The sequence below is a fragment of the Roseobacter sp. HKCCA0434 genome (assembly GCF_032464675.1).
Classification (GTDB): Bacteria; Pseudomonadota; Alphaproteobacteria; order Rhodobacterales; family Rhodobacteraceae; genus Pontivivens.
On sequence record NZ_JAWDKL010000005.1, the window covers coordinates 29,173 to 49,187 of the forward strand.

The window sequence follows — 20,015 nt, forward strand, 5'->3', positions numbered from 1 at the left end:
CCTTCCCCGGCGTGGCGCGCGGGCGCGGCGGCACCGATCGACCCGGCCCGCGGGGTCGATTCGTCAGGCAGCGCGCTCTGCCCGCATGTTGAACAGGATGCCGCCCGCTTCGCGCCGCCCGAACTCGGCCACGATGGACTGCTCGCAGATTTTCGCCGCGCCCAGCGTGTCGAACCGGAACAGCGAGACGCCGAGGAAGCCGGGCGGCCGGGCCATCACGAAATCCAGCAGTTCGGGAAAGAACCAGGTCAGCCCGATGCGCCCGTCGCGCACATGATCCTTGACCAGATGCGCCCGGATCGGGCCGGGGCTCGACGCGATCCCGCACAGGAAGGGCAGGCCCGCGTCGCGATCCCACAGCAGCCAGCAGGTCGGCGGAAAGGGCAGCTGCATCAGCGCCGCCTCGCACTGGGCGGCATTGAGCACGGCCACCGGCGGTGGCGCGATCAGTTCTTCGGCAATCTGCACAGTCATGGAACTCTCCTCGCTCGGATCGTCCCCCCCTCGCGAATCACCTTGCCGCATCCCGAATCACTTGTGAAGCGTCCGGTTGCCACCGATCGAGAAAGCAGCCTTCGGATTGGCACAAATACGCGTGAACCGTTGCCGCGCCTCAGTGCGCCTCGGCCCAGTTCGCGCCCGTGCCGCCATCGACCACCAGCGGCACGTCGAGGTCGACCACCGGCCGGTGCGCCGTCTCCATCACCTCCCGCACGGTGCCGATCAGGTCGTCGGCGGCCTCCTTCGGCACCTCGAACAGCAATTCGTCGTGGACCTGCAGCAGCATCCGCCCCGGCAGCTTCGCCGCCTCCATCGCGCCCGGCACCCGGATCATGGCGCGGCGGATGATGTCTGCCGCCGTGCCCTGGATCGGGGCGTTGATCGCCGCGCGATAGGCGAAGCCCGCGCGCGGGCCCGAGGCCGCGATCTCGGGCGTATGGATGCGGCGGCCGAACAGGGTCTCGACCCGCTTGTGCTCCTTGGCGAAAGCCTTGGTATCGTCCATGTAGGCCCGGATGCCGGGGAACCGCTCGAAATAGCGGTCGATGAACGCCTTGGCGTCCTCGCGCGGGATGCGCAGGTTGTTGGCGAGGCCGAAGGCCGAGATCCCGTAGATCACCCCGAAATTGATCGCCTTGGCCTGACGGCGCACCTCCGGCGTCATCTCGTCGAGCGGTACGTCGAACATCTCGCTCGCCGTCATCGCGTGGATGTCGAGCCCGTCGCGGAAGGCCTGCTTCAGCTCGGGGATGTCGGCGATATGGGCGAGGATGCGCAGCTCGATCTGGCTGTAGTCGAGACTGACGAGGACGTTGCCCTCCTCCGCGGTGAACGCCTCGCGGATGCGGCGGCCTTCCTCGGTGCGCACGGGGATGTTCTGCAGGTTCGGATCGGTCGAGGCGAGCCGCCCGGTATTGGCCCCGGCGATGGAATAGGAGGTGTGCACGCGCCCCGTCTCGGGATGGATATGCTCCTGCAGACTGTCGGTATAGGTCGATTTCAGCTTCGAGATCTGCCGCCAGTCGAGCACGCGGGCTGGCAGCTCGTGCCCCTCGGCGGCCAGCGTCTCCAGCACGTCCGCGCCGGTGCCGTAGGCCCCGGTCTTGCCCTTCTTACCGCCTTCGAGGCCCATCTCGTCGAACAGGATCTCGCCCAGCTGCTTGGGGGACCCGACATTGAACTTGCGTCCCGCGAGCCCTTGGATCTCGTCCTCCAGCCCCGCCATCTTCTGCGCGAAGTTGTTGGACATCCGGCTGAGGTGATCGCGGTCCACCTTGATGCCGTGCATCTCCATCCGTGCGAGCACCGGGACCAGCGGGCGCTCCAGCGTTTCGTAGACCGAGGTGACGGAGGCCGCGTGCAGCCGCGGTTTCAGCGTGGACCACAGGCGCAGGGTCACGTCCGCATCCTCGGCGGCATAGGGTGCTGCCTTGTCGATGGCGACCTGATCGAATGTGATCTGCTTCTTGCCGGTGCCGATCAGGTCCTTGATCGGGATCGGCTTGTGGTCGAGATAGCGCTCGCTCAAGCTATCCATGCCATGCCCGTGCAGCCCCGCATGCTGCGCGTAGGAGATCAGCATCGTATCGTCGATCGGGGCGAGCGCGATGTCGTGGCGGGCCAGGATCTTCAGGTCGTACTTGGCGTTCTGCAGGATCTTGAGGATGCTCGCATCCTCCAGCATGGGCTTGAGCATCTCCAGCGCGCGGGCCATGTCCATCTGGCCCTCCGCCCGCTCCGCCCCGCCCAGCAGGTCGCCGGTGCCGTTCACGTGCGCGAGCGGCACGTAGGCCGCGACGCCGGGATCGGTGGCGAGGCTGATGCCCGCCAGCTCGGCACGCATCTCGTCGAGGCCCGTCGTCTCCGTATCGATGGCGACGTAGCCGCGCTCCGCGATCCGGTCGAGCCAGAGCTGCAATCCGGCCTCGTCGCGCACGATCTCGTAGGCCTCTGCGTCGATCGGCGGCATCTCGGGGGCCGCGGGGGCGTCCGAGGGCTCTGGCGTGTCGTCCACCTTCGGCGCCTCGGCCCCCAGCTTCTCGGCCACGCGGTTGGTGATGGTGCGGAACTGCATCTCCGCCAGGAACGGCAGCACCTTTGCCGCATCGAGCGGCTGCACCTCCATCGTGTCGATCCCGACCTCGACCGGAACGGCGCGTTCCAGCGTGACCAGCCGTTTCGAGATGCGCACCTGCTCGGCATGGTCGATCAGGGTCTGGCGGCGCTTGGGCTGTTTGATCTCCTCGGCCCGCTCCAGAAGCGTCTCGACATCGCCGTACTCGTTGATGAGGAGGGCCGCGGTCTTGATCCCGATGCCCGGCGCGCCCGGCACGTTGTCAACGCTGTCGCCCGCCAGCGCCTGCACATCGACCACGCGGTCGGGGCCGACGCCGAACTTCGCCTCGACCTCCTCGGGGCCGATGCGGACGTTCTTCATGCCGTCCATCATCTCGACCCCGCCGCCGACCAGCTGCATCAGGTCCTTGTCCGAGGAGACTATGGTCACGCGCGCACCCGCCGCGCGCGCCTGCTCGGCATAGGTGGCGATCAGGTCGTCGGCCTCCCACCCCTCCTGCTCGATGCAGGCGATGCCAAACGCGCGGGTCGCCTCGCGCGTTAGCGGGATCTGCGGGCGCAGCTCCTCGGGCATGGGCGGGCGGTTGGCCTTGTACTGAGGGTAGATCTCGTTGCGGAACGTGTCGGAGGAATGGTCGAAGATCACCGCCAGATGCGTCGGCGCATCATCACCGCCATTCTCCTCCAGCATCTTGAACAGCATGTTGCAAAACCCCGAAACCGCGCCGACCGGCAGGCCGTCGGACTTCCGCGTCAAGGGCGGCAGCGCGTGGAACGCGCGGAAGATGAAGGCCGACCCGTCGATCAGGTGCAGATGATGTCCCGTGCCGATCGCCATGAGGCCCTCCTGTCGCGCGTGCGGGCGGAAGGTAGACCGGGGGCGGGTAAATGGCGAGAGGCCGCGTGGGTCCGCGACTTTGCCTCGTCGCGGCATGGGGGCAGAAGATGCCGTCCTCCCCCACGATCGGACCGGTTTTCCTGCGCGCGCCGCGATCTGCCGTGCTATATGCGTAAATCAAGATGCATGAAGGTATTGTGACGAGATGGCCGAGTTTACGTTCTACGGGAAGTTCGATGGCTCGTCCGCCAACAACTCCTCGCTGAATATCGACCCTCCCGGCAGTGCCGCGCTGGAGATCACATTCCTGCCCGATCCGACCGCGCCCGATGGCGGGGACGTGTTCCTCGAGGATTTCGGCCTGACCGACACGATCCCGGACCCCGATACGCTGGTCCGGTTCAACGGGGTCGAATACAGCTTCATCGTCGAATTCTCGGGCACGGTCTCGAACACGAACAAGGCGCGCAACAACGGCATCGCCAACGAGGAGTTCACGATCATCACCGTCGATCCCGGCGGCGCGAACGAGACGCGGATCGTGTTCTTCCCCAATTCCGGTTTCACCGAAGCGCAGGTCGCCAATATCAGCAACGGCGCGTTCCGCTCGTTCGGCGAGAATACGAACACGGTCATCGTCTGCTTCGCCGCCGATATGCAGGTGGCGACGGCGGATGGCCCGCGCCGTGTGGATCAGATCAAGGCGGGGGACCGGGTTCGCACCCTGCCGGATGGCGATCTCGCAACCGTACGCTGGCAGGGTGGCTTCACCTCGTCGGCGGCGGAGCAGGCGGTGTTCTTCTCGTCCCGCGCGGTGCGGATCTATCACCGTGCGGACGGGCGGGACCTGATCGTCTCGCGCGCGCACCGCATCGCGCTCAGCCATCCCCGCCTCGACCTGATGTTCGGCAGCCCCACGGTCTTCGTCCCGGCGTGGTGGTTGGCATCGACGCCCTTCGCGGATCACGAGCCGGTGCGCGAACCGGTTCGCTGGGTCCATCTGTTGCTGGACGATCACGCGATCCTCGACGTCAACGGCTTCGCGGCCGAGAGCCTCTTCGTCGGCGATGGCGTCAAGGCCCGCGGCGACACGCGGATGCAGGGGCAGCTGCAGATCGCCTATCCCGGCTTCCGCGATCCCACCTTCGGCGCCGACGCGAAACTGGCTGCACCCGAGATGCGCCGGACGGAGTTCGATCTTCTGGCGCGAAAGACGCCAGAGATCATCGCGGCCGCCCTGCACGGTCTGCAAAAGGTCCACGCGCGATGACCGCTGGCGCAGCACCCCCTGCCGCGCCTTCCGCCCTGCCGGGCGGGGATATTTCGGACGAAGTCGAAGGGCGCGTGCCAGGGGGCGGTCATGCTTGCCTCGTGCATCGTGGCGGACGATAGGGGTCGCATGAGACCACTCGTCCTCCTCGTCGCGCTGCTGGCCCCGGCTCGGGGGCGGCGGAAACTGCGCCCTTCGCCGATGCGGATAGCTGGCTTGCGTGCCGAAAGGCGGCCGGGGGCGCCGGCCCGGCAATCGAGTGCTCATTCGCTCTGCTGGACGGATGCGCCAATCAGACATCGTCCAAGAGCGACTGCGTGGGCAACGTGACACGGTCCCTGCGCGGCGTGATGGGCGTCCGGCTAGACGAGCTGTCGCGCAGGGCAGGGCCCGATCTGGCGGACTCCTCGTTCGCCGCATCCTTGCAGGCATACGCGGATGGCGACCGCGGCATATTCGTCGAGGACTGCGCGCGCGATGCGCAAATCTGCCAGGTCGTACAGGCGGCGATCGCGTTCGACCTCTTCCGCGTGCTGCGTGACGTCGTCGCCGATGCGGAGCGAGGGAAGACGGCGCGGTAACGCCGGCGGCCGCTCACGATGGCGCGCAGGTCAGCCCCTCGTCGGGGCGCTCGCCATTCGGCGCGTGCAGTTCGTAGAAGCGAACCAGCGAGGTCTCCGCGCTCGGGGTGAAGCGAGGCCCCTCGACCGCCCCGGCGATGCGGTCCACGCGGAACATGCGGAAGTCGTCGCGCAGCTCGCACCAGCCCACCAGCGTCCAGACCCGACCCCAGAACATCAGGCCCAGCGGCCGCACGGTGCGCTCGGTCTCCCGCTCCTGCGCGTCACGGTAGGTCAGCGACAGCAGGATGCAGCCGTCGCAGGCGGCTTGCAGCCGGTCGAGCATGTCGCGCGCGCGGGTCGCCAGCGGGCCGACGGACGCGGCCTGGATCGGAACCGCGCCCAGCTCCGCGCTGCGGGTCTCGGGCAGGACGGTCGCGATCTTGGACAGCGCCGTCTCGGCGGAGGCGGCGAGGCCGCTGCCGCCGAACGCCCGCACCATGCGGATGCCCGCGACGAGCGCGTGCAACTCGTCGCGGGTGAACATCAGGGGCGGCAGGTCGTAGCCGTCGCGCATCAGGTAGCCCAGGCCCGCCTCGCCCTCCACCGGCACGCCAGATCCCATCAGGTCGGCGATGTCGCGATAGATCGTGCGCTCGGACACCTCCATCCGCTCCGCCAGGTCGCGCGCGGTGACGAGCCGCCCCGCGCGCAGGTGCTGGACGATGCGAAAGAGCCTGTCCGCGCGCCGCATCGGGTCAGTCGCCCCTGAACTCGAACAGTCCGATCGAGTTGCCGTCCGGATCGGTGGCATAGACGAAGCGGCCCGAGGGCAGGGCGATCGGCTCACCCACGATGGCACCGCCCGCGGCGCGGCAGCGGTCCGCCGTCGCCTCCAGGCTGTCGGGCACGGGGATGTGGATGGTATGGCCATGCGTGCCGGGCGTGCCCGCGTAGAGGTTCCCGCCGACGCCGTCCTCGCCCTGGCTCGGCAGCATGACGATGTCGTTCCACTCCATCGGCGTGACCGAGAGGTCGAAATCGAAGACCTGCGCGTAGAAGGCCATCCCGGCCTTCAGGTCCCGAACCGGGATCTCGAACCAGACGGCGGCGTGTTTCGGTTGATGCGGCATCGGCGTGTCCTTTCCTGACATCGTTGCGATGCCGACGGTCATGACACACCCCTCCTGACAGCCTTGTGTCAGGAGCGTTTCAGTGCCCCTCGCCCTGGCGGTGCGGCTCGGCCCAGCCGATGGTCTTCTCCGGCGCCTCGGCCTCCTCGGCCGTGTCGGGATCGGCAGGGGAGCCCTTGAGGATGAACCGCTTGTCGCAATAGCCGCAGTCGACATAGCCGGTCTCGGGCGCGATCGAGTACCACACGCGCGGGTGGCCCAGCCCGCCGACGCCGCCATCGCAGGCGATGCGGGTCTTGGTGACGAACTCGGTCTCGGGGGCGGGGGCGGGTGAGGACATGCGGGCACTTCCAGACGGGTGGGGTGGTGTTTCGGGCGGTCCAACCTACATGGGGGGACGCCCCGCTCATCATAGCGATCCGCCCCCGCCCGGCAAGGGCGGGGCCACATTTGCGAAAGGCCCCGACATGGACAACGCGATCGAGCTGACCGGATTGAGGAAGGTCTATCGCGGCCAGAACGGCGGGGAGGAGAAGGTCGCGCTCGAAGGGCTGGACCTCGGCATCCCCGCGGGCTCCATCTTCGGTCTGCTGGGCCCGAACGGCGCGGGCAAGTCCACGACGATCAACATCATGGCCGGTCTGGTGAACAAGACCGCCGGAAAGGTCCGTATCTGGGGCTTTGACCAGGACGAGAACCCGCGCATGTCGCGCGCCTCGATCGGCGTGGTCCCGCAGGAGCTGAACATCGACCCGTTCTTCACCCCGCGCGCGGCGCTGGAGGTGCAGGCCGGGCTCTACGGAGTGCCCGCGCGCGACCGGCGCACGGACGCGATCCTCGACAAGGTCGGGCTGCTCGACAAGGCGGAGGCCTATGCCCGCACGCTCTCGGGCGGGATGCGCCGTCGCCTGCTGGTCGCCAAGGCGCTGGTCCACGCGCCGCAAGTGCTGGTGCTCGACGAACCGACGGCAGGTGTCGATATCGAGCTGCGGCAGATGCTGTGGGACTACGTGCGGGAGCTGAACGAGGCCGGGACGACCATTATCCTGACCACCCATTACCTGGAGGAAGCCGAGGCGATGTGCGATCGCATCGGCATCATCAGCCAGGGCAACCTCGTGGCCTGCGACGAGACCTCGGCACTCCTGTCCCGGCTCGACGCGAAATCGCTGGTCGTGACGCCCGAGGGCGACGTGACGGCCCTGCCGCCCCTGCCGCAAGGCGTCGAGGGCACGCTGCGCGACGACGGCGCGCTGGTGCTGACCTACCGCAAGTCGGCCCATTCCGCGATGCAACTCCTCGACCACCTGCGCGGCGAGGGCCTCGCCATCCGCGACATGGCGACGGAGGAGCCGCATCTGGAGGACGTGTTCCGTGAGATCACGAAGGCGGCGTGAGGTGGGTTATATGCATCGCAGCGACCGATGCATCTATTGCATGAACCCATTTCGAGGCGGCGCCAATCGCGATGGGCAATTCGTAGAGAGATCGAGGGAGCACATCGTTCCTTACGCGCTGGGTGGTCCTAATGTCTTGAGTACGAACGATGTCTGTCGGGAGTGCAATTCGAAACTTGGGTCATCAGTGGACTCGGCATTTATAAATTCTGAGCCGATAATCATGATAAGGCATCATCTCAAATTGCCAGGTCATTCCGGTAAAATCCCTGCGCTGAAGTTCCCTTTGTCGAAAGACGAACACGGCGAAGCGCTCTCTGTGACTATCGAAGCAGATGGGACGATATGTCGGAACGTGAGTGAGCGTGTCCGAAAGATTGAGCTAGAGGACGGCACGCAGATCGATGAAATTCGCGGTACGCGTGACCAAGTGGAGCAAGTTCTGCGAACGCGGATACGAAGGGGAACCATTAAGCTGCCTAGTAACTTCGACCTGGATGAAATGGACGAATTGATCGCAGGCTTAGTGAGTCAGTCTTCCGTTCATACCTCACGCGCCGTGGAAAGTACCTTTACGGTCAATCTCGCTGACCATTTTCGGGCCTTCATCAAGATCGCGTTCAACTTTGCCCATATTATGTTTGGGCCGGATTGGACCTTTAGCGAACGTGCGGACCCGCTGCGGCGTGCAGTTTTGGATGAGATGAATTTTAAGCAACTCTCTCCTTTCGTGATGAAGCCGCGCCCCGATCTGCGCAAGGCATTGATAGGGCGCGATATGCACTTGGAAACGGCGCATATCCTCGGGGTCTTGCCCACGCCGCAAGGTGCCAGCGTGCTGATATCGCTATTAGGTGTCGACATGCTTCTAGTTGCGATCCAAATTTCCCCTCCACCCGATTTCGTAGTGACTGCGCTAATTAACGAGCGTCCAGCGCTTATTGCGGTCACGCCGGACGCGACTGAATTGAGCGGCATGGGATTTGAGGAATTGATGTCGCGTTTGTCTGCGTTCACAAAGGACTGACTCTCACGCCTCCCTCCACACCCCCGGCGCCAGCCCCTCCACCGACCACTCGCCGATGCGCCAGCGTACCAGCCTCAGCGTCGGCAGCCCGACATGGGCCGTCATGCGGCGGACCTGCCGGTTACGGCCCTCGCGGATCGTCAGCTCCAGCCAGTGATCGGGCACGGTCTTGCGGAACCGCACAGGCGGGGTGCGGGGCCAGAGGTCGGGCGGCTCGATCACGCGGACCTGCGTTGGTTTCGTCATCCCGTCCTTCAGCTCCACCCCCGCCCGCAGCGCGTCGAGCGCCGCCTCGTCGCGCGCGCCTTCCACCTGCACCAGGTAGGTCTTGGCCATCTTGTGCTTCGGATCGGCGATGCGCGCCTGCAACCGCCCGTCATCGGTCAGCAGCATCAGCCCCTCGCTGTCGCGGTCGAGCCGCCCTGCGGGGTAGACGCCCTTCACGTCGATGAACTCCGCCAATGTCCGCCGCCCCGACCCGTCATCCGAGAACTGGCTCAGCACTTCGTAAGGCTTGTTGAAGAGGATCAGCACTCAGCGCGCCGCCTTCTCCGCGATGCCGGAGGTCCCCTCGCGCCGCTCCAGCTCCGCCAGCACGTCGTCCCAGGCGATCCCGCGCGCGGTCAGCATGACCATGAGGTGATAGAGCACGTCCGCCGCCTCGTAGGTCAGCTTCTCCCCGTCACCCTTCGCCGCCTCGATGATCGCCTCGATGGCCTCCTCGCCGAACTTCTCGGCACATTTCTCGGGCCCCTTGGCGAGCATGGCCGCGGTATGGGAACTTGCCGGGTCGGCCCCCGCACGCGCGGCGATCGTGGCCGCCAGCCGGTCGAGCACGCTCATGCCGCCCTCACGGGGATGCCGGCCGCGGCCATATGCGCCTTCGCCTCGCCGATGGTGAACGTCCCGAAATGGAAGATCGAGGCGGCCAGCACCGCGCTCGCCCCGCCTTCGGTCACGCCCTCCACCAGGTGATCGAGCGTCCCGACCCCGCCCGAGGCCACGACCGGCACGTCCACCGCGTCCGAGATCGCGCGCGTCAGCGGCAGGTTGTAACCCGCCTTCGTTCCGTCCCGGTCCATCGAGGTCAGGAGGATCTCCCCCGCCCCGCGCGCGGCCATGTCCGTCGCGAACGCCACCGCGTCGATGCCGGTGGGCTTCGTGCCGCCGTGGGTGAAGATCTCCCACCGCCCCGGCTCCACGGTCTTCGCGTCCACCGCCACCACGATGCACTGCGCGCCGAACTTCTCCGCCGCCTCGTTCACCACCTGGGGGTTCGCCACGGCGGCGGAGTTGAAGCTGACCTTGTCCGCGCCCGCCAGCAACAGCGCGCGCACATCCGCGACCGTGCGCACGCCGCCGCCTACGGTCAGCGGCATGAAGCACCGCTCCGCCGTGCGGCTGACCACGTCGAACATGGTGCCGCGGTTTTCCAGCGTCGCCGCGATGTCGAGGAAGCACAGCTCGTCCGCACCCGCCGCATCATAGGCGATCGCGGCCTCCACCGGGTCGCCCGCGTCGATCAGGTCGACGAAGTTCACGCCCTTCACGACCCGGCCGTCCTTGACGTCGAGACATGGGATAATTCTGGTCTTGAGCACGAGCGCCTCCGTCCTAACCTCCTGTTAATAGGTCACTGCGAAGGTGGGGGCCAAGGGGGAAACGGACATGATGCTCACCATGCTCAACGCGTTCGCCGTGCTGGCGGCACTGGCGCTGCTGGCGACGGCCGCCTTCGCCTGAGGGCGGATCGCGGGCTGCCGAACGCGCGCGCGCTTTCCGGCGCGCGGGCTTGCGCCATATTGCCTGGGACAATCCAGTTTCGGGAGGATCGACTCATGCTCAAGGCCATCGCATTCGCCGCCGCGACACTCGCGGGCACCGCCCTTCTGGCCGAGGGGCACACCAACCCCGACATGGTCACGGTCGAAAGCGCGCATTCCGTGATCGACACGCTCGACCGGATGGAAGCCGCGATCGAGGAGAACGGCGCCCGCGTCTTCGCCCGTGTCGACCATTCGCGCGGCGCCCGCTCCGTCTCGATGGACCTGCCGCCGACCGAGCTTCTGATCTTCGGCAACCCGCAGCTGGGCACCCCCGCGATGCAGGCCTCGCGCACGATGGGCCTCGACCTGCCGCTGCGCGCCCTCGCGTGGGAGCATGAGGACGGCACCGTCTATGTCACCTATCCCAAGGCCGAGGCGCTGGCCGCGACGCACGGTGTCGATCCCGAATCGGAGATGATGCAGCGCATCGCGACCGCGCTCGAAAACCTCGTGGGCGGGGCGACGGCGGCGGACTGATCCGCCGCGCCTCACCCCTTCAGCAGCGCGACCGCCTCCCCGAGGTCGATCCGCCCGTCATAGAGCGCGCGGCCCGAGATCACGCCGTCGAGCGGCGCACCGGTATCCTTCAACGCCCGCAGATCGTCGAGCGAGGAGACCCCGCCGCTCGCGATCACCGGGATCGTCACCGCGCGCGCCAGATCGGCGGTCGCGGCGACGTTCGGCCCCTGCATCGCGCCGTCGCGGTCGATATCGGTATAGATGATCGCGGCGACGCCCGCGTCCTCGAACTGGCGGGCGAGGTCGGTCGCGGTCACGTCCGTCGTCTCCGCCCAGCCCTCGACCGCGACCATGCCGTCGCGCGCGTCGATGCCGACCGCGACCTGTCCGGGAAAGGCGCGCGCCGCCGCGCGCACCAGATCGGGATCGCGCACCGCCACGGTGCCCAGGATCACGCGGGCGAGGCCACGCTCCAGCCACCGCTCGATGGTGGCCATGTCGCGGATGCCGCCGCCCAGCTGCGCAGGCACCTGAGTCTCCTTCAGGATCGCCTCGACCGCGTCGCCGTTGACCGGAGCGCCCGCGAAGGCTCCGTTCAGATCGACGAGATGCAGCCATTCGCAGCCCGCCTCGACGAACTGGCGCGCCTGCGCGGCGGGGTCCTCGCCGAACACCGTCGCCTTGTCCATCTCCCCCTTGTAGAGCCGCACGCAGGCTCCGTCCTTCAGGTCGATTGCGGGGTAGAAGATCATGGCCAGCCTCCTGTCGTGGTCGCGCCCGCTCCTAGCCGCGCGGGACGCCGAATGCAAAGGTCATGTCCCGCTACGTCGTAATTGACCGAGGGGCGCGGACGCTATCTTTCTTGAGACAAGAACAACCTCGGGAGGACCGAAACCAATGAAATTCGCTCTTATCGCGGCGCTCGCCCTCGCCCCACTCTCCGCCGTCGCACAGGACGTCACCGGCAACTGGCGGTCGCAGCCGGGCGAGACCGGCGCCTATGTCACCGTTCAGATGGGCCCCTGCTCCAACGACGCGAACCAGCGTTGCGGCCAGATTACCGGCGTGTTCGAGGGCGACGGCTCCCCCGGCAATCAGGAGATCGTGGGCCGTCCGATCATCTGGGGCATGCAGCCGGCCGGCGCGGGCTCCTGGGACAACGGCACCATCTGGGCGCCGGATCAGGACAAGACCTACTCGTCCAAGATGGACCTCAGCGGCAACAATCTCAGCGTCTCGGGCTGCGTCCTGTTCATCTGCCGGTCGCAGACTTGGACCCGCATCTGATCGCTTCGGATTCGTGAAAATATCCCCGCCGGAGGCGTCCGGCGGGGCAATACCTGAGCCATTTACTCGCCATACGCATTCCATACGGGGTGCATACGCATCGCAGACACGCGTTTTCGCGGGTTTCAGGGCGCCCAGTTCAGGAAATTGCCGATCAGGCGCAGCCCGGTCTTCTGGCTCTTCTCCGGGTGGAACTGCGTGCCGATGACATTGCCTTTGGCGATGGCGGCCGTCACATCGCCTCCGTACTCGACATGTGCCAGCCGATCTTCCGGTTCCGCGGGCAGCATGTGGAACGAGTGCACGAAATAGGCGTGATCGCCGCTGTCGATCCCCTCCAGAACCGTATGCGCCCGGTCGATCACCAGCTCGTTCCAGCCCATATGCGGCACCTTCAGCGTCGGGTCCGAGGGCTGCATCTGCACCACCTCACCGGGCACGAGGCCGAGGCCGGGCGTATCCCCGAACTCGCGGCCCACGGTCGCAAGCAGTTGCATTCCCACGCAAATTCCCAGGAACGGCACGCCCGCGCCGACGCGATCGGCCAGCGCCTCCTCCATGCCATCCACGGCCTCCAGCCCCCTGCGGCAATCCGCGAACGCGCCCACACCCGGCAGCACGATCCGCTCCGCCCGCCGCACCGCATCGGGATCGGAGGTCACGAGGATCTCCGGCCCCCCGACTTCCCGCCGCATCCGCTCGAAGCTCTTCTGGACCGAGTGCAGATTCCCGCTCTCGTAATCGATGATCGCGCAGCTCACAGCATCCCCTTCGTCGACGGAATCGCATCGGACTTGCGCGGATCGGTCTCCAGCGCATCGCGCAGGGCGCGGGCAACGGCCTTGAAGGCGGCCTCGGCGACGTGGTGCGCGTTGATCCCGTCCAGCGCCTCGACATGCAGGGTGATCCCGCCATGTGTCGAGAATCCTTGAAAGAATTCGCGCACCAGCTCGGTGTCGAACGTCTTGATCTGCGGCGCGGTGAAGGCGACCTTCCAGACCAGGTAGGGACGTCCCGACAGGTCCAGCGCCGCCCGCACCAGCGCGTCGTCCATCGGCAGGAGGCAGGAGCCGTAGCGCACGATCCCCCGCTTGTCGCCCATCGCCTGTGTCAAAGCCTGGCCGAGCGCGATGCCCACATCTTCCACCGTGTGGTGGTCGTCGATATGCAGATCGCCCTCGCAGGTCACGCTCATGTCGATCAGCGCATGGCGGGCCAGCTGGTCGAGCATGTGGTCGAAGAAGCCGACCCCCGTGCGATTGTCGTATCGCCCGGTCCCATCGAGGTCGATCTCGACGCGGATGTCGGTTTCGGCGGTCTTGCGGGTGATGGTGGCCTTGCGCATCGTGCTCTCCCCCTCGCGGTCGCGCCGGTTATAGAGCGGGGCCCTGTGCAAGGAAAGTGGCGCCGTCGGGAACGGAAGGCGGTCGCGACAGGTTGGCTTTCGACAAACTCGGGGACCATCTCTTGGAACAACGCACCGACGACCGGCTGACGAGGCTTTGCGCGGTTTTGACCTGGCTGGGGATTGTCGCGTTGATGGTCGGCAACGTCGTCGGATCGATCCTCGTGCCCGGGCATGACTGGATCGCGGACACGATCAGCGATCTGGCGGCCGGACGGTGGGAGATCGTGCAGGATGTGGCGCTCTACGGTTACGCCGCCGGGATCATGGCCTTGGCCCTGGCTGCCGCCCATATCCATCGTGGCGAGCATGGGTGGCTGATCGGGACGTTTTCCCTCTCCGTCCTCGCGGCGATCGTCGTCGTGATCGGGGCGCGCAACGAATATGGCGACCGCGACAGCGATGGTGTCGTCATTCACCTCTATCTCGTCATCGCGCTGGGCCTGCTGTTCAGCGTCACGATGGTTGCGATGGCCGAGGGGCTGGAGAGGCTGAAGCCCGGCCTGAAGGTCGCAAGCTACGTCTGCGCGGGGCTGTGGGCCGTCGGCTCGATCATCTTCTTCCTGATGCCCGATGGGTGGGACGGCCTGTGGGAGCGCGGGATCGGTGTCATCACGATGGTCTGGCTGGGATTGGCCGCCTGGGCGGTGCGAGGGTCCGAAGGCTTGCCAGAGAAATGAACATGTGTTCATATAACTGAAAACCGGTCTGGGAGGACGTCATGTTCAACGCATCCATGAACTTCGCGCTGGGCGAGGATATCGAGGCCCTGCGCGACATGGTGCATCGCTGGGCGCAGGACCGCGTCGCGCCGATGGCGGCGGAGATCGACCGGAAGAACGAATTTCCCGAGGAGCTGTGGCAGGAGATGGGAGAGCTCGGCCTGCTCGGCATCACCGTGCCGGAGGAGGACGGCGGCGCGGGCATGGGTTATCTCGCCCATTGCGTCGCGGTGGAGGAGATCGCGCGCGCCAGCGCCAGCGTCAGCCTCAGCTACGGCGCGCATTCCAACCTCTGCGTGAACCAGATCGCGCTGAACGGCAATGCGGAGCAGAAGGCGAAATACCTGCCGAAGCTGATCTCGGGCGAGCATGTCGGCAGCCTCGCCATGTCCGAGGCCGGGGCCGGGTCGGACGTCGTGTCGATGAGCCTGAAGGCGGAAAAGCGCAACGACCGCTTCGTGCTGAACGGCAACAAGTACTGGATCACCAACTCGCCGCAGGCCTCGACGCTAGTGGTATATGCGAAGACCGATCCGGAGGCGGGGGCCAAGGGCATCACCGCCTTCCTGATCGAGCGGGACATGACGGGCTTCTCGGTCGGGCCGCATTTCGACAAGCTGGGGATGCGCGGCTCGGATACGGCGGAGCTGATCTTCGAGGATGTCGAGGTGCCCTACGAGAACATCTTGGGCGAGGAGGGCAAGGGCGCCCGCGTGCTGATGTCCGGCCTCGACTACGAGCGGGTGGTGCTGTCGGGCATCGGCGTGGGGCTGATGCACGCGATCCTCGACCACGTGATGCCCTACATGCACGAGCGCAAGCAGTTCGGGCAGCGCATCGGCGACTTCCAGCTGATGCAGGGCAAGATCGCTGATCTCTATACCGCGATGAACACGGCGCGGGCCTATCTCTATGCAGTGGCCGCAGCCTGCGACCGGGGGCAGGTGACGCGTCAGGATGCGGCGGCCTGCGTTCTCTACTGTTCGGAACAGGCGATGTTGCAGGCGATCCAGGGCGTGCAGGCGTTGGGCGGCGCCGGCTTCCTCAACGACTCTCCGCTGGCGCGGATCATGCGCGATGCCAAGCTGATGGAGATCGGCGCGGGCACCTCCGAGATCCGTCGGATGTTGTGCGGGCGCGAGCTGATGAAGGCGACGGCGTAAGGCATGGCGATGGAGGACATGACCGAACAGGACGCCGGCGTCCTCCATGCCCACCTGCACTGGCTTGTGGAGGCGCTGGAATGGTCCGCCGCGCTGATCGACATCCTGTCCATCGGGCTGATGCTGATCGGTGCGACCCGCTTCGTGCTGGGGTTCGTTCGCGCGGAATTGGCACGGGTCGAGGCCGTGCGCGTGCAGGGCATCAACCACGAGCGGCAGGAGCTGGGGCGCTACATCCTCGCCGGGCTCGAACTGCTGATCGTCTCGGACATCATCCACACGGCGCTGAGCCTCAAGCTGGAGGACCTGTTGTTCCTCGGCCTGCTGGTCGTGATCCGTTCCGCCATTAGCTTCTTCCTCGACAGGGAAATTCGCGAGCTGCGGATGGAAGCGACGGAGGTGAAGGAATGAGACTGCTCACGACCGGCCTGATGGCCACGATGCTGATCGCGGCGCCCGCCGCCGCGCAGGACGAGATCGCGCAGGAGGACGGGCTAGTCCTGTCCGAATGCCTCGCCACCGAGGAGGAGCGCGACAGCTGCGTCGGTCTGATCGAGCAGGCCTGCAAGGTCGCCGAGGGCGAGCGCTGCGCGCGGCGCGAGGCCGAAGCCTGGCAGGTTCTGATCGAGCAGCGCTATGTCAGCCTGCAGCAGATCGCCTCGTCCGACCGGGACCTCGCCGAAGGGGCTGTCGCGATCGCGGAAGGCCAATCCGACTGGGCACGCGAGACGGCCGAGAGCTGCGAGGGCGAGGGGCCTTTGTGCCTGCGCGATGCGGCGGTGGAGCAACTCGCGACGCTCGACGCAGCCCTGGCCGAAGCGGCGGAGACGGACGATGCCGCTGAGTAATCGCCCCTTGCGAAGGGGACTTCTGGTCACGGCGATCGTCTGCGGTGGGGCTGCCCCGGCGCAGGACCTGACCTATCCCGACGGATTCGTGGCGGACTGCCTGACGGATGCGGGCACGGATCGCGATGCCCAGCGGTCGTGTATCGGCGAGGCGTCCTCGCGCTGCATGCGCGATACGCCGGGCGGCCATTCGACGGTCGCGATGGGCGGCTGCACCGACCGGGAGCTGTCGGAGTGGGACCAGCTGCTCAACTCCGAATATTCTCGGCTGGTCGACGCGGCCGAGCGAAGGGACGCGGGGCGGAACGACGGAGCCACGCCGCTGGAGGACGCGCTGCGGGCAATGCAGCGCGAGTGGATCGCTTTCCGCGACGCACGCTGCGCCTTCGAGGCGGTGCAATGGGACGGCGGCACAGGGCAGGGACCGGCGGCGCTCGCATGCCTGATGGATGAAACGGCCGAGCAGGCGCTCGACCTCAAGGCGGTGGAGTTGGTGCGATGAGCGAACTTGTGACCTCGACCGGAGAGACCGTGCCGGATCAGCCCGAACGCGGCATCGGTGCGGAGCGGCTGCGCGCGATCATAGCCGAGCAATCGGCATATCGCGCGGAGAAACCCGCGATCCTGCCGCGCTTCGCCCGGTCGGTGACGCGGCCCGCCGGTTGGCTCGCCTCCCGCCTGATCCCGGTCGAGGCGATCGAGCTGGTGCTGACCGGCGCCAACATGGCCGCGAACCTGACCCTGCGCCGTGCGCTGGTGGACCACGATTTCTCGGATCTCGCGGCCTGCGACGAGGCGGCGGATGTCGCGCGCCGCTGGGCTATCGGCTACGGCATGACCTCGGGCGGTGCCGCGGGGGCCGCGGGCGGCATCGGACTGGTCGTGGACGTGCCGACCTCGATCACGCTCGCCATGCGCACGGCACGGGCGGTCGGCCTCGCCTACGGCTTCGGCGAGAGCGGTGAGGCGGAGCGGGCCTTCGTGCTCAACGTGCTGTCGCTGGCGGGGGCCAACGATCGGGAGCAGAAGGAGCGCGCACTGCGCTTCGTCGACCGGATCAACTCGCCCGAGGCGATCCAGGATGGCGATTACAAGGCGATCGCGCAGATGGGCGGGCCGGGCACGGCCAGCGTCGCGGCGATCCGCAAGGTGGCCGAGCAGTTGGGCGTCAATCTCGGCCAGCGCAAGGCAGGGCAACTCGTGCCGCTCTTCGGTGCCGTGATCGGGGCGACGGTGAACGCGGCGTTCCTCAGCGACGTCGCTCTGGCCGCGAAATACGCCTATCGCGAACGCTGGCTCTCGACCCGCGGCTATGCGGAGACGGCGGAGAGCGACGGATTGGAAGGGAGCACGGTTTGAGCCGACTGACGACACAGGCGATCCCCGGCAGCGAGGCGTTCGAGGCCAATCGCGCGGCCCATGCCGCCGCCGCCGCCGAGATCGCCGAGGCCGCGCGTGCCGCCGCCGCGGGTGGAGGCGAGAGGGCACGGGAGCGGCACGTGAGCCGCGGAAAGATGCTGCCGCGCGAGCGCATCGCCAACCTGCTCGACCCCGGCTCACAGTTTCTGGAGGTTGGCGCGACGGCCGCGCATGGCATGTATGACGGCGCGGCCCCCTGCGCGGGGGTGATCGCCGGGATCGGGCAGATCGCCGGGCGTCAGTGCATGATCCTCAGCAACGATGCGACGGTGAAGGGCGGCACCTACTACCCGATGACCGTCAAGAAGCACCTGCGCGCGCAGGAGATCGCGGAGCAGAACCGTCTGCCCTGCCTCTACCTCGTCGACTCGGGCGGCGCGAATCTGCCGAACCAGGACGAGGTGTTCCCCGATCGCGATCATTTCGGGCGCATCTTCTTCAACCAGGCCAACATGAGCGCGGCGGGCATCCCGCAGATCGCCGTCGTCATGGGCTCGTGCACCGCCGGCGGGGCCTATGTGCCCGCCATGTCGGACGTGACCATCATCGTGAAGGAGCAGGGGACGATCTTTCTTGCCGGACCGCCCTTGGTGAAGGCCGCGACGGGCGAGGTGGTGAGTGCCGAGGACCTGGGCGGAGGCGACGTGCACACCCGGCTGTCGGGCGTGGCCGACTACCTCGCCGAGGATGACGCTCACGCTCTGGCGCTGGCGCGCGAGGCAGTGGCGAATCTCAATATGATGCCCCCCGTCACCGTCGAGTGGGCCGAACCCGAGCCGCCCGCGCTCGACCCGGCGGGGATCACCGGTGTCGTGCCCGCGAGCCTGACCACGCCCTACGACATCCGCGAGGTGATCGCGCGCATCGTCGACGGCTCCCGCTTCGACGAGTTCAAGGCGCGGTTCGGCAATACGCTGGTTTGCGGCTTCGCGCATATCGAAGGCTGCCCGGTCGGGATCATCGCCAACAACGGTGTGCTGTTTTCCGAGGCCGCACAGAAGGGCGCGCATTTCGTGGAGCTGTGCAGCCAGCGGAAGATTCCGCTGATCTTTCTGCAGAACATCACCGGCTTCATGGTCGGCCGGAAATACGAGAACGAGGGGATCGCCCGCCACGGGGCCAAGCTGGTGACGGCTGTGGCGACGACCAGGGTGCCGAAGATCACCGTACTGGTCGGCGGCTCTTTCGGGGCCGGGAACTACGGCATGGCGGGTCGGGGCTTTTCCCCGCGCTTCCTGTGGACCTGGCCCAATTCGCGGATCTCCGTGATGGGGGGTGAGCAGGCCTCCGGCGTTCTCGCCACCGTGCGCCGCGAGGGGATCGAGCGAAAGGGCGGGGATTGGTCGGAGGAGGAGGAACAGGCCTTCCGTCAGCCGATCCGCGACCAGTTCGAGGAGCAGTCGCACCCGCTCTATGCCTCCGCCCGGTTGTGGGACGACGGCGTGATCCCGCCGGAAAAGACCCGCGACGTGCTGGCGCTGAGCTTGCGGGCCTGTCTGAACGCCCCGATCGAGGAGACGCGCTTCGGCGTGTTTCGGATGTGATGATTGAAATGGTCCGCGCGGATATCACTACGCTCGACGTCGACGCGATCGTAAATGCCGCCAATAGCAGTCTTCTGGGTGGAGGTGGCGTAGACGGTGCAATCCATCGTGCCGCGGGTCCCGGGCTTTTGGAGGAATGTCGCGGACTCGGCGGCTGTGAACCGGGCGCCGCAAAAATCACCGGCGGTCACAATCTACGTGCCAAACATGTCATTCATACCGTCGGACCGATCTGGCGGGGCGGCGATGCGGGCGAGAAAGAAGTTTTGGCGAGGTGCTATGAAAGCAGCCTGGCGCTTGCCGAAGTGTCGGGATGTAAAAGCATCGCTTTGCCGGCAATCTCGACAGGTGCTTATGCATTTCCATCCGATATCGCAGCAAGGATCGCGGTATCGACGATAATCGCCGCAGGGGTGGACCTTGAGGTGAAGCTCGTCGCGGTAGAGCGTAAGACGGCTCGTCAAATCGAACTGGCGCTGGAGGAATCTGCGGAATGACAGCCATGGCGATCTTCCGCCCGGTAGAATGCTGGGCGGCCCC

General features: G+C 66.7%; 25 protein-coding genes and 1 pseudogene. 15 read left to right on the forward strand and 11 right to left on the reverse strand.

What is annotated here, in order from left to right; all coding sequences use genetic code 11:
- Window positions 1-63: 63 nt before the first annotated feature.
- Both RX333_RS04805 and polA read right to left on the reverse strand, forming a co-directional pair.
- Window positions 64-474 carry a hypothetical protein gene (locus RX333_RS04805; RefSeq protein ID WP_316013786.1) on the reverse strand — a complete coding sequence of 137 codons (411 nt, stop codon included), beginning with the start codon at window positions 472-474 and terminating at the stop codon, window positions 64-66.
- 139 nt (window positions 475-613) lie between these two features.
- The gene (gene polA, locus RX333_RS04810; RefSeq protein ID WP_316013787.1) at window positions 614-3,415 is read right to left on the reverse strand and encodes a DNA polymerase I; all 2,802 of its coding nucleotides are present in this window, start codon (window positions 3,413-3,415) and stop codon (window positions 614-616) included.
- Window positions 3,416-3,620: 205 nt separating this feature from the next.
- Here polA and RX333_RS04815 point away from each other — a divergent pair, with 205 nt between their 5' ends.
- Complete coding sequence (locus tag RX333_RS04815; protein WP_316013788.1) at window positions 3,621-4,685, forward strand: Hint domain-containing protein; 1,065 nt, start codon at window positions 3,621-3,623, stop codon at window positions 4,683-4,685.
- 326 nt (window positions 4,686-5,011) lie between these two features.
- Window positions 5,012-5,266 carry a hypothetical protein gene (locus RX333_RS04820; RefSeq protein ID WP_316013789.1) on the forward strand — a complete coding sequence of 85 codons (255 nt, stop codon included), beginning with the start codon at window positions 5,012-5,014 and terminating at the stop codon, window positions 5,264-5,266.
- A gap of 13 nt (window positions 5,267-5,279) precedes the next feature.
- On the opposite strand, the gene RX333_RS04825 is transcribed toward RX333_RS04820, so the two are convergent.
- The 3 genes from RX333_RS04825 to RX333_RS04835 form a co-directional block, all read right to left on the reverse strand.
- Window positions 5,280-5,999: a YafY family protein gene (locus RX333_RS04825; protein WP_316013790.1), complete on the reverse strand. Its 720-nt coding sequence runs from the start codon at window positions 5,997-5,999 to the stop codon at window positions 5,280-5,282.
- Window positions 6,000-6,003: 4 nt separating this feature from the next.
- The gene (locus tag RX333_RS04830; RefSeq protein ID WP_316013791.1) at window positions 6,004-6,378 is read right to left on the reverse strand and encodes a VOC family protein; all 375 of its coding nucleotides are present in this window, start codon (window positions 6,376-6,378) and stop codon (window positions 6,004-6,006) included.
- 79 nt (window positions 6,379-6,457) lie between these two features.
- Window positions 6,458-6,718 (reverse strand): zinc-finger domain-containing protein, encoded by a 261-nt coding sequence (locus tag RX333_RS04835; RefSeq protein ID WP_316013792.1) that lies wholly within the window; start codon window positions 6,716-6,718, stop codon window positions 6,458-6,460.
- A 127-nt stretch (window positions 6,719-6,845) separates the two neighbouring features.
- On the opposite strand from RX333_RS04835, the gene RX333_RS04840 reads away from it, so the two are divergent.
- From RX333_RS04840 to RX333_RS04845, 3 genes and pseudogenes are all read left to right on the forward strand, one after another.
- Complete coding sequence (locus RX333_RS04840) at window positions 6,846-7,775, forward strand: ABC transporter ATP-binding protein (protein WP_316013793.1); 930 nt, start codon at window positions 6,846-6,848, stop codon at window positions 7,773-7,775.
- 40 nt (window positions 7,776-7,815) lie between these two features.
- Window positions 7,816-7,971 (forward strand): annotated as a pseudogene (locus RX333_RS17230) (HNH endonuclease); the annotation flags it as partial.
- A 27-nt stretch (window positions 7,972-7,998) separates the two neighbouring features.
- The gene (locus RX333_RS04845; protein ID WP_316013794.1) at window positions 7,999-8,802 is read left to right on the forward strand and encodes a hypothetical protein; all 804 of its coding nucleotides are present in this window, start codon (window positions 7,999-8,001) and stop codon (window positions 8,800-8,802) included.
- A gap of 3 nt (window positions 8,803-8,805) precedes the next feature.
- Here RX333_RS04845 and RX333_RS04850 read toward each other — a convergent pair whose 3' ends face one another.
- Genes RX333_RS04850 through hisF form a run of 3 tightly spaced genes read right to left on the reverse strand, consistent with a single transcriptional unit; the run spans window position 8,806 to window position 10,403 of the window.
- Complete coding sequence (locus RX333_RS04850) at window positions 8,806-9,336, reverse strand: pseudouridine synthase (RefSeq protein ID WP_316013795.1); 531 nt, start codon at window positions 9,334-9,336, stop codon at window positions 8,806-8,808.
- A complete protein-coding gene (locus tag RX333_RS04855) occupies window positions 9,337-9,645 on the reverse strand; it encodes a phosphoribosyl-ATP diphosphatase (RefSeq protein ID WP_316013796.1) in 309 nt (102 codons plus the stop codon). It lies immediately after the preceding gene.
- The gene (gene hisF / locus RX333_RS04860) at window positions 9,642-10,403 is read right to left on the reverse strand and encodes an imidazole glycerol phosphate synthase subunit HisF (RefSeq protein WP_316013797.1); all 762 of its coding nucleotides are present in this window, start codon (window positions 10,401-10,403) and stop codon (window positions 9,642-9,644) included. The genes RX333_RS04855 and hisF overlap by 4 nt, the downstream gene beginning before the upstream one ends.
- 237 nt (window positions 10,404-10,640) lie before the next feature.
- On the opposite strand from hisF, the gene RX333_RS04865 reads away from it, so the two are divergent.
- Window positions 10,641-11,105, forward strand: coding sequence for a DUF302 domain-containing protein (locus RX333_RS04865; protein WP_316013798.1), 465 nt, complete (start codon window positions 10,641-10,643; stop codon window positions 11,103-11,105).
- Between the two features lie 11 nt (window positions 11,106-11,116).
- Here RX333_RS04865 and hisA read toward each other — a convergent pair whose 3' ends face one another.
- A complete protein-coding gene (gene hisA / locus RX333_RS04870) occupies window positions 11,117-11,839 on the reverse strand; it encodes a 1-(5-phosphoribosyl)-5-[(5-phosphoribosylamino)methylideneamino]imidazole-4-carboxamide isomerase (protein ID WP_316013799.1) in 723 nt (240 codons plus the stop codon).
- A 145-nt stretch (window positions 11,840-11,984) separates the two neighbouring features.
- On the opposite strand from hisA, the gene RX333_RS04875 reads away from it, so the two are divergent.
- Window positions 11,985-12,374 carry a DUF2147 domain-containing protein gene (locus tag RX333_RS04875; protein WP_316013800.1) on the forward strand — a complete coding sequence of 130 codons (390 nt, stop codon included), beginning with the start codon at window positions 11,985-11,987 and terminating at the stop codon, window positions 12,372-12,374.
- Between the two features lie 125 nt (window positions 12,375-12,499).
- Here RX333_RS04875 and hisH read toward each other — a convergent pair whose 3' ends face one another.
- Window positions 12,500-13,135: an imidazole glycerol phosphate synthase subunit HisH gene (hisH, locus tag RX333_RS04880; RefSeq protein WP_316013801.1), complete on the reverse strand. Its 636-nt coding sequence runs from the start codon at window positions 13,133-13,135 to the stop codon at window positions 12,500-12,502.
- Window positions 13,132-13,719, reverse strand: coding sequence for an imidazoleglycerol-phosphate dehydratase HisB (hisB, locus tag RX333_RS04885; protein WP_316013802.1), 588 nt, complete (start codon window positions 13,717-13,719; stop codon window positions 13,132-13,134). The genes hisH and hisB overlap by 4 nt, the downstream gene beginning before the upstream one ends.
- 122 nt (window positions 13,720-13,841) lie before the next feature.
- Between hisB and RX333_RS04890 the strand changes: the two genes are divergently transcribed.
- Genes RX333_RS04890 through RX333_RS04925 form a run of 8 tightly spaced genes read left to right on the forward strand, consistent with a single transcriptional unit; the run spans window position 13,842 to window position 19,972 of the window.
- Window positions 13,842-14,459 (forward strand): DUF998 domain-containing protein, encoded by a 618-nt coding sequence (locus RX333_RS04890; protein ID WP_316013803.1) that lies wholly within the window; start codon window positions 13,842-13,844, stop codon window positions 14,457-14,459.
- Window positions 14,460-14,500: 41 nt separating this feature from the next.
- On the forward strand, window positions 14,501-15,664 hold the full coding sequence (locus RX333_RS04895) for an isovaleryl-CoA dehydrogenase (RefSeq protein WP_316013804.1): 1,164 nt from the start codon (window positions 14,501-14,503) through the stop codon (window positions 15,662-15,664).
- Between the two features lie 18 nt (window positions 15,665-15,682).
- Window positions 15,683-16,075 (forward strand): DUF1622 domain-containing protein, encoded by a 393-nt coding sequence (locus tag RX333_RS04900; RefSeq protein WP_316013805.1) that lies wholly within the window; start codon window positions 15,683-15,685, stop codon window positions 16,073-16,075.
- Window positions 16,072-16,512: a hypothetical protein gene (locus RX333_RS04905; protein WP_316013806.1), complete on the forward strand. Its 441-nt coding sequence runs from the start codon at window positions 16,072-16,074 to the stop codon at window positions 16,510-16,512. Before RX333_RS04900 ends, RX333_RS04905 begins: the two co-directional genes overlap by 4 nt.
- On the forward strand, window positions 16,499-17,014 hold the full coding sequence (locus tag RX333_RS04910; protein WP_316013807.1) for a lysozyme inhibitor LprI family protein: 516 nt from the start codon (window positions 16,499-16,501) through the stop codon (window positions 17,012-17,014). The genes RX333_RS04905 and RX333_RS04910 overlap by 14 nt, the downstream gene beginning before the upstream one ends.
- The gene (locus RX333_RS04915; protein ID WP_316013808.1) at window positions 17,011-17,871 is read left to right on the forward strand and encodes an EcsC family protein; all 861 of its coding nucleotides are present in this window, start codon (window positions 17,011-17,013) and stop codon (window positions 17,869-17,871) included. The genes RX333_RS04910 and RX333_RS04915 overlap by 4 nt, the downstream gene beginning before the upstream one ends.
- On the forward strand, window positions 17,868-19,475 hold the full coding sequence (locus tag RX333_RS04920; protein WP_316013809.1) for a carboxyl transferase domain-containing protein: 1,608 nt from the start codon (window positions 17,868-17,870) through the stop codon (window positions 19,473-19,475). The genes RX333_RS04915 and RX333_RS04920 overlap by 4 nt, the downstream gene beginning before the upstream one ends.
- The gene (locus RX333_RS04925) at window positions 19,475-19,972 is read left to right on the forward strand and encodes an O-acetyl-ADP-ribose deacetylase (RefSeq protein WP_316013810.1); all 498 of its coding nucleotides are present in this window, start codon (window positions 19,475-19,477) and stop codon (window positions 19,970-19,972) included. Before RX333_RS04920 ends, RX333_RS04925 begins: the two co-directional genes overlap by 1 nt.
- The last annotated feature ends 43 nt before the right edge of the window (window positions 19,973-20,015 follow it).

Coding starts and splice junctions, on each gene's coding strand:
- hisA (WP_316013799.1), bottom strand. CDS start 11,839: ATGATCTTCTACCCCGCAATCGACCTGAAGGACGGAGCCTGCGTGCGG.
- RX333_RS04900 (WP_316013805.1), top strand. CDS start 15,683: ATGACCGAACAGGACGCCGGCGTCCTCCATGCCCACCTGCACTGGCTT.
- hisB (WP_316013802.1), bottom strand. CDS start 13,719: ATGCGCAAGGCCACCATCACCCGCAAGACCGCCGAAACCGACATCCGC.
- RX333_RS04845 (WP_316013794.1), top strand. CDS start 7,999: ATGATAAGGCATCATCTCAAATTGCCAGGTCATTCCGGTAAAATCCCT.
- RX333_RS04855 (WP_316013796.1), bottom strand. CDS start 9,645: ATGAGCGTGCTCGACCGGCTGGCGGCCACGATCGCCGCGCGTGCGGGG.
- RX333_RS04840 (WP_316013793.1), top strand. CDS start 6,846: ATGGACAACGCGATCGAGCTGACCGGATTGAGGAAGGTCTATCGCGGC.
- RX333_RS04830 (WP_316013791.1), bottom strand. CDS start 6,378: ATGCCGCATCAACCGAAACACGCCGCCGTCTGGTTCGAGATCCCGGTT.
- RX333_RS04805 (WP_316013786.1), bottom strand. CDS start 474: ATGACTGTGCAGATTGCCGAAGAACTGATCGCGCCACCGCCGGTGGCC.
- RX333_RS04905 (WP_316013806.1), top strand. CDS start 16,072: ATGAGACTGCTCACGACCGGCCTGATGGCCACGATGCTGATCGCGGCG.
- polA (WP_316013787.1), bottom strand. CDS start 3,415: ATGGCGATCGGCACGGGACATCATCTGCACCTGATCGACGGGTCGGCC.
- RX333_RS04895 (WP_316013804.1), top strand. CDS start 14,501: ATGTTCAACGCATCCATGAACTTCGCGCTGGGCGAGGATATCGAGGCC.
- RX333_RS04865 (WP_316013798.1), top strand. CDS start 10,641: ATGCTCAAGGCCATCGCATTCGCCGCCGCGACACTCGCGGGCACCGCC.
- RX333_RS04910 (WP_316013807.1), top strand. CDS start 16,499: ATGCCGCTGAGTAATCGCCCCTTGCGAAGGGGACTTCTGGTCACGGCG.
- RX333_RS04925 (WP_316013810.1), top strand. CDS start 19,475: ATGATTGAAATGGTCCGCGCGGATATCACTACGCTCGACGTCGACGCG.
- RX333_RS04835 (WP_316013792.1), bottom strand. CDS start 6,718: ATGTCCTCACCCGCCCCCGCCCCCGAGACCGAGTTCGTCACCAAGACC.
- RX333_RS04825 (WP_316013790.1), bottom strand. CDS start 5,999: ATGCGGCGCGCGGACAGGCTCTTTCGCATCGTCCAGCACCTGCGCGCG.
- RX333_RS04815 (WP_316013788.1), top strand. CDS start 3,621: ATGGCCGAGTTTACGTTCTACGGGAAGTTCGATGGCTCGTCCGCCAAC.
- RX333_RS04875 (WP_316013800.1), top strand. CDS start 11,985: ATGAAATTCGCTCTTATCGCGGCGCTCGCCCTCGCCCCACTCTCCGCC.
- RX333_RS04915 (WP_316013808.1), top strand. CDS start 17,011: ATGAGCGAACTTGTGACCTCGACCGGAGAGACCGTGCCGGATCAGCCC.